Source organism: Acetobacterium carbinolicum (assembly GCF_047456275.1).
GTDB lineage: Bacteria > Bacillota > Clostridia > Eubacteriales > Eubacteriaceae > Acetobacterium > Acetobacterium carbinolicum.
Genome location: NZ_CP173357.1, coordinates 3937833 through 3950786, shown reverse-complemented (window position 1 = coordinate 3950786; position 12954 = coordinate 3937833). Strand labels below are relative to the sequence as shown.

Sequence of the window (12954 nt, the reverse complement as noted above, 5' to 3'; positions counted from 1 at the left end):
CTTCCTAACTGAACCGTTCATTCAACGATCGTTATATTACTTTTTTTACCCAAACGTCAAGACGTTTTGTGGCAAGTTACCGTCGCTTCTTTATACCGATTAAAATATTGGCAAACATGACATGCAGTTGTCGTGTTTGTCATGATAAAATGACCTTATTCAAACAAAGGGAGGAAACACAAAATGAAATTAGAGGGGTTCGGGGTTTTTGTTAAAGATATGGCGACGATGATTCGCTTTTACCGGGATGTACTGGGGTTTGAAATTAAGGAAGCCGAAGATAGCAGCAATGTCTATCTGGAGAAGGACGGCACGCTTTTTCTTTTCTATGGCAGACAGGATTTCGAAAAAATGACGGGTCGCAGCTTTGGGTATGCTCAAGGTGTCAATGGGCATTTTGAAATTGCGCTGGGCGTAGAAAGCTATGATGCGGTAGACAGGGCATTTGCGGAAATCACTGCCAATGGTGGACAGGCAATGATGCTACCAACAACAGAGCCGTGGGGACAGCGGACTTGCTACATCGCAGACCCGGAAGGAAACTTGATTGAGATTGGTTCATTTGAAAAAGGGGCTAAAAATTAAACAGGGCGGTAAAATAAAAGAGTATCGGATCGTTTTATCCGATACTCTTTTAAATGATTCTGCTACTCCATTTCCAAATTAAACTGACAGGATCCGGTCTCCGTGTAACGGGCTTCTCCGTTTACTTCAAAGATCTTTCTAACATTTTCTTGGGTTAATACGGTTTTTGGCGTTCCCTCCGACACATTTTTACCCGAATCAATCAGGTGGATTTTGTCGCAAAAATGAGCTGCCTTCTGAAGATCATGAAGAACAATCACGATTGTTTTGCCGGATTTTTTTAAATGGTTTAGAATAAAAAGCTGATGTTTAATATCCAAGTGATTAGTGGGTTCATCCAGAATAATCGCCTCAGCATACTTTCCATTTTAGAGAGTGTGTGAGGCATTTATGAACGGACCGAATAAAAAAAGCTTTATCCAAATGAAAAGATAAAAACGATGCTATATCAGCAATTTGCCCAAAAGACTCAATGTTGGAATCGGTGAATATACTTATTACAGCGATAATAAAAACGCTCCGGAGAAATTTTATGATCACATTGAACACCATTATGAATTCCTGGGAGATAGGCTGATAATCGGTAAATTCTGTGCCTAGCAGCGGGCATTAAGTTCATCATGAATGGTGCAAACCACCGAATGGATGGGATTACAACTTATCCCTTTTATATCTTCTCCTTATTAAAAAGGCAGAGCGTTGATGTTTTTAACTGCTCTGCCTAACCCTTTAGAGGAATGAAGATTTAGAGGCGCGTTAATGTGTAATGATAAAGGCTGTGCCGATTTATATGCTAATTCATTTGTTCTAACGGAAATGTAATTTGCCAATTTCCTTTTGTGTTAAGGCCTGCTACGTAAAAGCTCCCATATAAGCGATAATTTTGCAGATCTTCTTTTTTGACATCAAAAACAAATTCATCATAAGTGATGGATATGCCGTTGCGATTAGTCTGATAGGATATGTTATAATCACGCGCTACTTTATTTCCGTTTTCATCCATTAAATAAAAGGAACCATGTGGGTCTAAGGTAAGCTTTTCGGTAACTTGCATTTGAACGTGTAGTTTCCCATCAATAAATCCAATATTTGAAAGATTAAGATTATCCATTATGGGGTAAATTGTCGACTCTGGGACTAAAAATTTACGCTCTTCCGTTAGCGCGGCGTTTTCATTTGAAGAACCGCCACCATTTGGCGATTGGGTTTGGTATTCGGATTCAGTCTTGTAATCAGCAAGGTCCAAGTCGATTTTAACATTCTCGCTAGAAGTCTTGTGGCTTATAAATTCCCGAACGGTAAATGTGATTTTATCTTCAGTAATAGTGTTTCCCCCTTGTTCTTCAATCGTAATTAAAAATGTGGCTGTTTTGGTGCTTTTGTCATAGTCAACGAACGCGCAATGCGCACTACTGTCAAATGGGCGATTGATATCATAGCTGTCAAAAAGGTCGGTCGTTTCATCAATACGATCTGACGTTAAATCTTGCATGGTAATATAGATTTTTGCAACATTGTCATGAATGTAAGCCGATACAACCTCTACTTTGATGCCGTTATCTTCGACGGATTTTTGAACTGGCATAAAAAACTGGGCAATAGTTGGAGAAACCATATACATGAGCTGATAAACGGGCGCTACAGTTGCGGCCAACACTGGCATTGCTAAGCAGGCGCAAAGGCATAGCGATACCAAGATTATGAGCGGCTTGCGAAATGAGTAGATTTTGCTATTGGATTGTTTTTCACATTTTTTCGCTTTATCGATGGTATCTTGCAGCAAATTTTTGTCAGGACTTACTTGTTGGTTGAGTTTAGTATACTGTTCTCTAAACATAGTTTTCCTCCTTCATAAATTCTTTTAATAAGGCTCGTGCACGAGTTAGCTGAGTTCGAATCGTTGAATTCTTCCGATTGAGGGTAAGACTGATTTCTTCAAGTGACATATCCTCATAATAAAATAAATGAATAACTTCACGATATTTTGCGGGTAATTTTTGTAATTCGGTATAAAGATTGACGCTATCCTCGGTTTCAAACATGATGTCAGTTGTGAGTTCTTGGGTCTTTTTTCGCCATAAAGAGTTCCAAAAGTTATTTGAACAATTGATTGTCACGCGGATTAGCCAGGCTTTTCGATGTTCTTCATTGTTAAAAAGAGACTTCTTTTTAACATAGCGAAGAAAAACCTCTTGAAATACATCGTCAGCATCATGCTTTGTTCCAGTGCGAGCAAAAGCAAGGCGATATACCATATCTGAATAAAAGCTAATAACTTTTTCAGTGCAGTCATACAGATGCAATGAGTGTTGTTCCATGATTGTAACCCTCCTTTCACTCGTAACACCATCAGACTAACCAAAATGCTACATAAATAAAAAAGATAGATAGTTTTTTTTGGTTTGATTGGTTAAAATAGACTGTGCATGTCGGTTTTATTGACGATGTCCTCACAGCGAGTCAATTCGAGATAAGCAAGTTTTCTACATCGTGGACTGTGATGCCAGCGATCTAATTTATTATACATCACAACCCATATGCAAAATGGTGAAACACTTAAATTTTCGTCGTTAAAAATTATCGTAGTCTATCGGAATAAGTTTTTTTCTATCAAGGTAAAGAGGTTGCTTCAATCATTTGTGAAGCACAAATAAAAGCCCTTTTTAAATAATTTTTTAAAAGAGGGTAGCGCCGATTAGATAGTGAAATCGACAAAAGAAAGCATGACGAACAAAGCTTCTATTCGTCATCGCAAAGCGGATAATCGAGGACATGATATTGACTAATATATTTTATTCTGCTAATATAACTAGATAATAGGATAAAGTCAGAAATCAGACAATGAAGTCAACCTGGTGGGGTTGGCTTTTTTTGTTATTGATCCACACTGCTTGTGAAGCAAAAACCTGGATATAGCGCGAACAAGGTTTCTTTCGAAATATGATACTTAGGAGTAATACGGATGAAGGATATTACAGATTATTTATGGGTTGTTATCTCGGCGATGATTGTATTTCTGATGCAGCCGGGCTTTATGGCATTGGAAACCGGACTAACACGTGCAAAGAACTCTATCAATGTTGCGATTAAAAATATGTCGGATTTTATTTTATCGGTTGCCGCTTTTTGGTTTATTGGTTTTGGTCTGATGTTTGGTGAATCATTTCATGGGGTGGTTGGAAGCAGTGATTTTTTTGTAAATTTTGGTCAAGACGACTGGAAGGCCGCTTTTTTTCTTTTCCAGGCGGTGTTTGCTGGCACCGCGGCAACCATTGACTCGGGTGCGGTTGCGGAAAGAGCAAAATTTAGCACCTATTTATTGATGTCTTTTATTACCTCAGCCTTTATTTATCCGGTTTTTGGTCATTGGGCCTGGGGCGGTTTATTCTATCCGGATAATACCGGTTGGCTGGAACAACTTGGATTTCTTGATTTTGCCGGATCGACGGTTGTTCACTCCATTGGTGCCTGGGTTGGACTTTCTGGGGTGATCATTATTGGCCCAAGACTCGGCCGGTTTGCCAAAGATGGCAAAGCAAACAAAATAAGAGGTCACAATCTCGTTTTTGCATACTTTGGTGTTTTTATTTTATTTTTCGCTTGGTTTGGCTTTAATGCCGGAAGTACGCTAACAGCGACGACAAAAATCGCCGGCATCATTGCCAATACCTTGATCTCTGCCTCTTTTGGCGGGCTTACGGGCTTATTCGTTAGTTGGAAATTCAGCGAAAATCAACTTCCGGAACCGGAAAGTATCATCAATGGTATTCTTGGAGGATTGGTGGGAATAACGGCGGGCTGTTATTACGTGAGTGAAGTTGGGGCGTTGATTATCGGGATTGTTTCGGGTTTAATTGTCTATTCTGGAACCCTGCTGCTTGAAAAACTCAGGCTGGATGATGTGGTTGGTGCAATACCGGTACACGGATTTGCCGGCGTATGGGGGACCATTGCTACCGGGATCTTTATTCAGGAGCATTTTTTGTTTGAATTGGGGATGACCCGTTCGAATCAGATTATGATTCAACTACTGGGTGTGTCCGCGGCATTTGTCTGGAGCTTTGGCGTATCATTTGTATTAATGACGATTATTAATAAAGTCTATCCCATGCGCGTTTCCCCAAGTCATGAAGAAATTGGTCTAAACATTGCCGAGCATGGTGCCAGTACCAGTATTTTTGAACTTTCAAATTCAGTCCGGAATATCATTGAAAATAAAAACTTTAAAAATGCAGAGAAAATTGAAGTCGAATTCGGAACCGAAATTGGTGAATTGACAGACTATTTCAATAGTATGGTCAATGATTTAAAAGAAAAAGAAGAAATGGCCGAGGAAGCGTTAAAATCCCTGCATCATATGGCGGTGACGGATGGTTTGACGAAAATTTTAAATAGAAAAAGTGTAACCGATGCGTTGGAAAAAGAAATTAACATTGCCATCAACTATGAAAAAAAATTATCGATATTACTGTTTGATATCGATTTTTTTAAAAAAGTCAATGATCAATTCGGGCATTTAGCAGGGGATCAGGTACTGGTTGATATCGCGAAGAATATCAGCAATGCCCTGAGAAAGACCGATTATTTTGGACGGTATGGTGGCGAAGAATTTCTTGTCATTATGCCGAAAACTGATTTGGAGGCAGCCTATATCTTTGCCAATATGATCAGAGAAAAGATTGAAACGATGATCTGGGATTTTAGCGAGGGCTATACGATTACGGTTAGCGGGGGTGTTGTTGAAAATACCGGAGAAGATTTAAATAAAATGATTAACCAGGCGGATACACTGCTTTATTGTGCCAAAGAAGAGGGCAGAAATAAAATTGTAAAGCAAATGTTAGTATAGACTTATGATCGATTAGTCGTGTCATGACAAGCAAAATGGCTTCTAGTCAATAATGCGCGTTCGTTATCACCTTGTTTTTATCTTCTGATTTTGCCCATAGCTTGTTTAGCGACAAGCTATGGGCAACTCATCCGGCATTTGATCCATCAACTATTCTTAGTGCCTTTGGCGACTTTCCATTGCCAAGAATACCAGGTTATCAGCAGCAGGCAGAGTACTTCCACCGATGCAAAAAACAGATAGTGTAAATAGAAGGAACCACCACCAATCACAAATATTATTGTAATGATTGATGCGATAATATTTGCCCAACGGTTTACTTTGTAATTTAAAACACGCGATAGATAGATCATTATAATCGGAATCTGAACGAACACTGCCATAACAACTAACAACTCTTGCGTGATTATTACATCCGTAGTACCCATAACCAGATCATTCAAGGCTTCTGGCAATACGAAGGTAAGAATATCGGCAAAAGCCATAGAAAACATCACAACGATCCACAGTACAGACAATCGTTCTCTCGTACATAACGGCTTTTTCTTTTCATCTGAATTCATCTCTTTTCCCTCCATTATTTTTATATAATTTATGGTTGCACATTTATACAAAAATTCTATCTGTTAAGAGCTCTTTAAGGCTTGATTTTGGAAAGCTTTTATTCAAATAGTTACTTTTTATCGTTATCTTCAATAATTTCATAGGAAAACACATCTTCCAGTTTAATTTTGAACACTTCAGAAATGCGGAATGCCAGCTCTAAAGACGGGGAGTACTTAGAGTTCTCAATGGCCACAATCGTCTGCCTTGAAACGCCGGTCTTTTTAGCGAGCTCCTGTTGAGTCATCTCATTATTATAAAAACGCAACTTTCTAATAGTGTTAGAAATCACGAATTTAGACATTTTTGACCCCTTTCCTGTAAAAATATAACTGCGAAAGGCCCTCAAAAAGCGATCCCAGACTAAATGATATAAAAATGATGTTAAGCATAATTGCTGGTGGCATTTTCAGATATAATGATAAAAGGGCTATAATAAAGCCGATGCCAACCATAACAAATGAATTTCTCATGGCTTTGAGTGCAATTAGCTTATCCATTTCATCTTCAATACCTGTAATTTCAAGTTCTTCATAGATTTCATTTTTACCTACATTGCTTACTTTTTTTGCAACCTCTTTTGCGACCTCGTTTGCCACAGCAAGAATAATGTGAAAGATAATCTGAATAAGTATGACAACAACGATACCACCGCCGATAGCAACAAGCATTGTAGTTGCCCAAAACTCTAAATTGTTTAGCAGATCTTCTCCGATTTCCAGATACTTCGACATCCCATAAATACTGTATGTCACTAATACCAATACACCGGCAATGATTGAAGTAATTACTTTCTTCTCTTGATAATTCATTTTTTCCTCCTTGTAAGATGTAAGTAGTTTATTTTATACATAGAGTACATCATATCATCCTCAATGTCAATAATATTTTACATAAAGTAATGATATCTATACTTAAGATGCGATTTTCTACTGAAATAGACATGACAAACGAAACGTCATCTCGTCATAAACTTGCCATATTTAGCATTATAATAGCCGGTATTCACGACAATCATAACTTTTATTTTCACTTACTATGTCATAATCTTATAACTAATTGAGCGGTGCTCGCCACTTTAGTTTCTATATTGAATGATATTATAAATCAATTAAGGGATTGATTTATAATTCAGCATAGGCTACAATAAATAAAACAGTACTAAAAATAACTAAAAAGAATTAAAATTATCAATAAGTAACAAATGGCCATTAACAAACGAAATGAGTTGAAACCCAATAAAATCGTTTACAAGGAGGTTAATGTGAAAGATTACAACGATAAACGTAGTGTATTTCTGATCTTAATAATCGCTCTCATTGTATTATTTGGTGCTTCGTTTTTTATTGGTCGATACACGATCGACATTCATAAACTTCTGGATTTATTCGTTTTAAAAATCCAAAATAAGCCCTTTAATCAATATGAAGAATTGAATACAATTATTTTTAGTATCAGGCTTCCAAGGATTTTTGCATCATTATTGATCGGAAGCTCACTGGCCGTTTCGGGAACTGTTTTTCAAAGTATTTTTCGAAATCCGATGGTATCGCCGGATGTATTAGGTGCAGCCAATGGTGCCGGATTTGGGGCAGCAATTGGAATTCTATTGTCGGTTGGTTTTTGGGGTGTTCAAATCAGTTCATTCATTTTTGGTATTTTAGCGGTGCTCATAACCTATTCGTTGAGTATTGCGTTAGCGAAAAAAGGCGATCCAGTACTGATGCTGGTGTTGGCGGGAATTGTGATTGGATCAATTTTTTCTTCACTGATATCATTAACCAAATATGTCGCTGATCCGAATGAAACGCTGCCAACAATTACATTCTGGCTGATGGGAAGCTTAACATCGGTCAAAGCAAAAGAGGTTTTGCTATTAACAATTCCTGTTTCAGCAGGGTTAATTCCACTGTTTATCTTTCGAAACAAGTTAAATATCATGGCTTTTGGAGATGAGGAAGCGCAATCTTTAGGAATTAATGTTAAGAAAACGCGGTTATTGTTTATTGTCTGCGCTACGATAATAACGGCAACATCGGTCTCGTTGTGTGGCATGGTCGGATGGGTAGGCCTGATTATTCCGCATATTACCAGAGCCTTAGTCGGAACAAATCACAAAACGTTGATCCCGGCATCGATATTAATAGGCGCAATATATTTAATGGTTGTAGACGATTTGGCCAGAACACTTTTTAGTGTTGAAATTCCATTGGGGATTATAACTTCCTTAATTGGAGCGCCATTTTTTATTTACCTACTATTTCAAAAGAAGGAGTAATTGAAAATGCGGATACAAATAAAAGATTTATCGTGTGGCTATAAAAATTTAAAAATTGTGGAATCAATATCTTTTGATATCAAAGAGGGCGAGATCATCTGCTTATTAGGGCCAAACGGAGTTGGCAAAACAACTTTTTTTAAAACGCTGTTAGGGTTTATTAAACCGCTCGGTGGAAATATTCAATTCAATGGCCAGGATATAAATAAATTGACCTGCAAAGAATTTTCGCAAGCGATCGCTTATGTACCACAAGCGAACAGCTTACCCTTTCCCTTTCCGGTAGTTGATGTTGTGGTTTCGGGAAGAAATGCTCACACGGGTATAACTTCAACGCCAAAGCGGGAAGACTATGAATACGCATTGGAATGTATTGACGGCTTAGGTCTCAGTAATATGAAAGATAGAATTTACACCGAGTTAAGTGGTGGCGAGCAGCAAATGGTGTTGATTGCCAGGGCAATGGCACAGGCACCGAAGCTGTTAATAATGGATGAGCCGACTTCAAATTTAGACTTTGGGAATCAGGTCAAAATTATTAATAACATTAATTTGCTTAAAAAAAAGAAGCTTGCAATTGTCATGACAACCCATTCGCCAGATCATGTGCTGTTGTTTGGATCAAAAGTGGTAATCTTTCAAAATGGCAAACAAGCATATTTTGGTGATCCGAAAGCGGTTTTAACAGAAACGTTGCTAGGGGAAATTTATGGAGTGGAGGTAGATGTATGCCAGGTTAATACAAAAAGAAAGAAAAGAATCGATGTTTGTGTTCCAAATATAATAATCTGATACATGGCGATAGTGGCATAAAAATGCACCAGCACCAGTTACGAAAGGGAGAAAAGAGTGAAAAGACGAGTAATTTGTATGATATTAGTGATTTTAATCATGATGACAGGATGTGCAGCACAAAAAGAGTCAAAAACAGAGGTGACAGATAACAGTGCGGGCTCATCAGAAACCGTATCAATTACTGATATGGCGGGAAGAACAGTGGAGATACCCAAGACAATTGATCAGACACTGAGCAGAAGTCCAGTGGGTACCCTGGTGATGTACACGTTAAATCCTGGAAAAATAGCAGGGCAAAATTGGGAACCGACTGAGAGTGAAAAAGAATACTTGGATAAAGACTTTTTAGCATTGCCGATGCTATCGGGATGGTATGCTGATGGAAAAGTTGGTAATGTTGAAGAAATAGTAAAGGCCGCACCGGATATTATCTTCTCCAGTTTTTCGGGAAAAGCAACACAAGGAACCATCGACCAAGCGAATAGTATCCAGGAACAGTTAAAGATTCCGGTTGTTATGATTGATTCAAGTCTTGAGAGCATGTCAAAGACATATGAATTTGTCGGGAATTTAGTTGGCGAAGAACAAAAAGCAGAAAAGTTGGGACAATATATTGACAATCTCTTGAGTGACGTTAAAACGAAGTCGGCAACAATTGATGACGAGAAAAGAATTTCCGTCTATTATGCCGAAGGAACGGAAGGCTTACAGACTGATCCTTCAGGCTCACAGCATTCTGAACTGATTGACCTGATTGGGGCTGTAAATGTGGCTGAAGTCGAAATCAAGTCGGGGATGGGAAGATCATCGGTATCGTTAGAACAGTTGTTGCAGTGGGCACCGGAGGTTATTATTGCTTGTCATGACCAGGGATTTGCAGCCGAAGGCGCGACCTATGATGCGGTATTAAGCGATGATCGGTTTAAAACCCTTGATGCAGTTAAAAACAAAAAGGTCTATGAAGTACCCTATCAACCGTTTAATTTTTTTGATCGTCCGCCGTCGGTGAACCGTATTATTGGGATTAAATGGCTGGGTAACTTACTCTATCCTGAGATTTATGATTATAATCTCGATCAGGATACGAAGGCGTTTTATAAGCTGTTTTACAATATCGACCTGACCACAGAACAGATTAAAGAGATTTATAAAAATTCTAAATAAGAAGGTGAACGCTATAGAAATGAATGTGAAAAGTTTTGAACATGTCGTCAATAATATTTTCGCACCGATTTATCCGGTTATTGCAGAAAATATTATTAACGAAACCGGTATCACCCGTGGCGTGTGTATTGATGTGGGGACTGGTTTTGGAAATCTGGGTTTGGAACTCGCGAAACTTGCGCCAGATATTGAAACCATTTTGTTTGATTTATCAGATGAGATGCTAAAAGAAGCTCAGCAAAATTGTGTGCGTATGATGCTTTCAGATCGGGTCAGAATTCAGCAGGGCAATGTCGAGCAATTGCCATTCGAGGACAATATGGCGGATCTGATTATTAGCCGGGGCTCGATTTTTTTCTGGGACGATCAAGTAAAAGGGGTTAATGAAATTTATCGGGTTTTAAAGCCAGAAGGCTATGCTTATATCGGGGGAGGATTTGGTAATCAGGAATTATTATTACAAGTATCTGAAAAAATGGAGGAACACGATCCCGAATGGAAAAATGATCGCAAAAAACGAGCGGGTGAAAAAGGATACGTACATTTTGAAAATATGATGAAGCAAACAGATATCAGTCATTATGAAGTGAGTAGAAAGCAGGCTGGATTATGGATAATATTCAAAAAGTAAATCCGTGTTATATCTGCGCCAATGAATGTATAATCAAAGAAGGAAACACCGGATTATGCAAAAAATATACAATAAGAAATGGGGAATTAATGGAAACAGCGCCCGATAAACATCTTGTCGTATGTGGCATTTCCATTGAAACAATGCCAATGTTGCATTTTTATCCCAAAGGGAAGTTTTTGCAAATAACGACAACCGGATGTAATTTAAATTGTCCCGGATGTATATCGACGATTCTGGTCCAAGAGATTGGTCAAAATAGTGCCGCACTACACCATATGACGGCTGATCAAATCATTGATAAGGCTAAAAAAGAACACTGTATGGGAATCTCATTTTTAATGAATGATCCAATCGCTTCTTATTTTACGTTTCAAAATGTTGCCACCAAAGCCAAAGCGGCGAATCTTTTAGTTGGTTGTTCGACCAATGGGTATTTGACAAAAAAATCGGCACAGACGATGGCAGCGTATATTGATTATGTCAACATCGGCTTAAAGGGATTTTCGGACGCAGAATACATGATCTGTGGAGCAAAATCCATTACTCCGGTACTTGAAAGCATCGAAATTTTTTATGATGCCGGCATTCATATTGAAGTATCGTGTACATATAAAAAAAATGATGAGAAAAGCGTTGAAAATTTTGCTTCCTGGCTAAATCAATCCAACTATAAGATTCCGCTGCAAATCATGAGATATATTCCTCTGGAAGGTGCAAACCCGGCACTGGAACCAACAATCTGCGAAGCCGAACAATTAGCGACTGTATTAAAAGAGAAGTTACGGTATGTATATCTGTTTAACAGTCCCGGGACAAAATTTCTCAATACCTATTGTCATCACTGTGGATGCTTATTAGTAGAACGGGATTTTTACGGGCCGATGGGGGCAAAGACCCGAAAGATCGGGTTGGATGTGGATAATAAATGTCCAGAGTGCCAACAAAGTATCCCCATAAAAGGATTAAAGCAACGCGATGATTATACCGAAGAAGCGTTTGAAGGAGGGTATCCATTCACGCGCGGATTGGACATGATTAAGGCCATTCTGATCGCTTCTGGTGTGGATAGGATTTCAGATGTGGTTAATATATGGGAGCGTATGCTGACCGGGAAAAATATGAGTAATTGGCATCATGACTTACAATCAATTGAGAAATATATTTTATCCATTCAGAAATTTGCCGAGTATTCCGGCACTGAGAAAAAAGCCCTGGAACTAAGTACGTATATGCAGAGTAAGTATGACGAAATACAAGTAAAGCTTCAGGATGTAACATCAAAACCGCGCGTGTATTACGTTATGGGTAAACCGCTTTTCTGCCTTAAAGGCGAACGTTTTGAAAATCAGCTGGTCGAAGCAGCGGGCGGAATTAGCGTTAATAAAGAAGTTATAGGTGATGGGCGACCGGGAATGAACATAAGTAAACAGCAACTAAACGAATTGAATCCCGAAGTAATTTTTATATCGTCTTTTCTATCCAATTCAATCGATGATTTCTATAAGGAATGCTTAACAAAAGGTATCAAAGTAAACGCGGTTCACTCAAAAAGAATCTTTACGCATACCTATCCCAATTGGGATTTTGGAAGTCCCAGATGGATTCTTGGTTTGATGAATATTGCAAACATTTTGCATCCTGAGCTATTCCACTTTGACATGTTTGAAGAAGCGGAATATATGTACCGTGAATTTTATCACCGTGAATTTGACGCTGAAAAAATCAATTTGTCCTTTGCAACACCAACAAGCGACTGGCATTGGCGTGATTGTTAGCAGTGTACCGAAACAAATCAAACCAATTAGAGATAGAAACGGGTTAAGCTGCATTAAGTTTGGTAAAAATTCGGCTTTGCGGGTCTAACGGCATGGGCTTAATAAGAGCTGCCAGTGTGATAATGATTATGGTTGAAAACATAAGATAAAAGAGAAAGATGCTTAACAAATTGAAGAAATACTACGCCTTAAAATTACATGGGTTTAAAATTAAGAACTATTATTGCTCAATGTTTTTTATTGGCGTTTTTTAGTTTTGATGTCAGGTGTT

General features: G+C 38.4%; 13 protein-coding genes and 1 pseudogene. 8 read left to right on the top strand and 6 right to left on the bottom strand.

Features of this window, described 5'->3' with window-relative positions; translation table 11 throughout:
• Window positions 1-183: 183 nt before the first annotated feature.
• Window positions 184-585: a VOC family protein gene (locus ACIZ62_RS18305; RefSeq protein ID WP_414150852.1), complete on the top strand. Its 402-nt coding sequence runs from the start codon at window positions 184-186 to the stop codon at window positions 583-585.
• A gap of 62 nt (window positions 586-647) precedes the next feature.
• Here ACIZ62_RS18305 and ACIZ62_RS18300 read toward each other — a convergent pair whose 3' ends face one another.
• On the bottom strand, window positions 648-905 hold the full coding sequence (locus ACIZ62_RS18300; RefSeq protein ID WP_414150851.1) for a hypothetical protein: 258 nt from the start codon (window positions 903-905) through the stop codon (window positions 648-650).
• 111 nt (window positions 906-1016) lie between these two features.
• Between ACIZ62_RS18300 and ACIZ62_RS18295 the strand changes: the two are divergent.
• A pseudogene (locus tag ACIZ62_RS18295) lies at window positions 1017-1259 on the top strand (acetyltransferase); the annotation flags it as partial.
• Between the two features lie 119 nt (window positions 1260-1378).
• Here ACIZ62_RS18295 and ACIZ62_RS18290 read toward each other — a convergent pair.
• Both ACIZ62_RS18290 and ACIZ62_RS18285 read right to left on the bottom strand, forming a co-directional pair.
• The gene (locus ACIZ62_RS18290) at window positions 1379-2422 is read right to left on the bottom strand and encodes a hypothetical protein (protein WP_414150850.1); all 1044 of its coding nucleotides are present in this window, start codon (window positions 2420-2422) and stop codon (window positions 1379-1381) included.
• Entirely contained in the window at window positions 2415-2903 is a 489-nt protein-coding gene (locus ACIZ62_RS18285; protein WP_414150849.1) for an RNA polymerase sigma factor, read from the bottom strand. The genes ACIZ62_RS18290 and ACIZ62_RS18285 overlap by 8 nt, the downstream gene beginning before the upstream one ends.
• A gap of 644 nt (window positions 2904-3547) precedes the next feature.
• Between ACIZ62_RS18285 and ACIZ62_RS18280 the strand changes: the two genes are divergently transcribed.
• Window positions 3548-5434, top strand: a complete 1887-nt coding sequence (locus ACIZ62_RS18280; RefSeq protein WP_414150848.1) for an ammonium transporter — start codon at window positions 3548-3550, stop codon at window positions 5432-5434.
• 146 nt (window positions 5435-5580) lie between these two features.
• On the opposite strand, the gene ACIZ62_RS18275 is transcribed toward ACIZ62_RS18280, so the two are convergent.
• The 3 genes from ACIZ62_RS18275 to ACIZ62_RS18265 all read right to left on the bottom strand — a co-directional run bounded on the left by ACIZ62_RS18275 (window position 5581) and on the right by ACIZ62_RS18265 (window position 6849).
• Window positions 5581-5997, bottom strand: coding sequence for a DUF6326 family protein (locus ACIZ62_RS18275; RefSeq protein ID WP_414150847.1), 417 nt, complete (start codon window positions 5995-5997; stop codon window positions 5581-5583).
• 110 nt (window positions 5998-6107) lie between these two features.
• Window positions 6108-6341, bottom strand: coding sequence for a helix-turn-helix transcriptional regulator (locus tag ACIZ62_RS18270; protein ID WP_414150846.1), 234 nt, complete (start codon window positions 6339-6341; stop codon window positions 6108-6110).
• Window positions 6334-6849: a hypothetical protein gene (locus ACIZ62_RS18265; protein WP_414150845.1), complete on the bottom strand. Its 516-nt coding sequence runs from the start codon at window positions 6847-6849 to the stop codon at window positions 6334-6336. The genes ACIZ62_RS18270 and ACIZ62_RS18265 overlap by 8 nt, the downstream gene beginning before the upstream one ends.
• A gap of 452 nt (window positions 6850-7301) precedes the next feature.
• On the opposite strand from ACIZ62_RS18265, the gene ACIZ62_RS18260 reads away from it, so the two are divergent.
• Genes ACIZ62_RS18260 through ACIZ62_RS18240 form a run of 5 tightly spaced genes read left to right on the top strand, consistent with a single transcriptional unit; the run spans window position 7302 to window position 12683 of the window.
• Window positions 7302-8315 carry a FecCD family ABC transporter permease gene (locus ACIZ62_RS18260; RefSeq protein WP_414150844.1) on the top strand — a complete coding sequence of 338 codons (1014 nt, stop codon included), beginning with the start codon at window positions 7302-7304 and terminating at the stop codon, window positions 8313-8315.
• 6 nt (window positions 8316-8321) lie between these two features.
• Complete coding sequence (locus ACIZ62_RS18255; RefSeq protein WP_414150843.1) at window positions 8322-9107, top strand: ABC transporter ATP-binding protein; 786 nt, start codon at window positions 8322-8324, stop codon at window positions 9105-9107.
• A gap of 57 nt (window positions 9108-9164) precedes the next feature.
• Complete coding sequence (locus tag ACIZ62_RS18250) at window positions 9165-10274, top strand: ABC transporter substrate-binding protein (protein ID WP_414150842.1); 1110 nt, start codon at window positions 9165-9167, stop codon at window positions 10272-10274.
• A 25-nt stretch (window positions 10275-10299) separates the two neighbouring features.
• A complete protein-coding gene (locus tag ACIZ62_RS18245; protein WP_414150841.1) occupies window positions 10300-10905 on the top strand; it encodes a class I SAM-dependent methyltransferase in 606 nt (201 codons plus the stop codon).
• Window positions 10884-12683 (top strand): radical SAM protein, encoded by a 1800-nt coding sequence (locus ACIZ62_RS18240; RefSeq protein WP_414150840.1) that lies wholly within the window; start codon window positions 10884-10886, stop codon window positions 12681-12683. Before ACIZ62_RS18245 ends, ACIZ62_RS18240 begins: the two co-directional genes overlap by 22 nt.
• Window positions 12684-12954 lie beyond the last annotated feature (271 nt).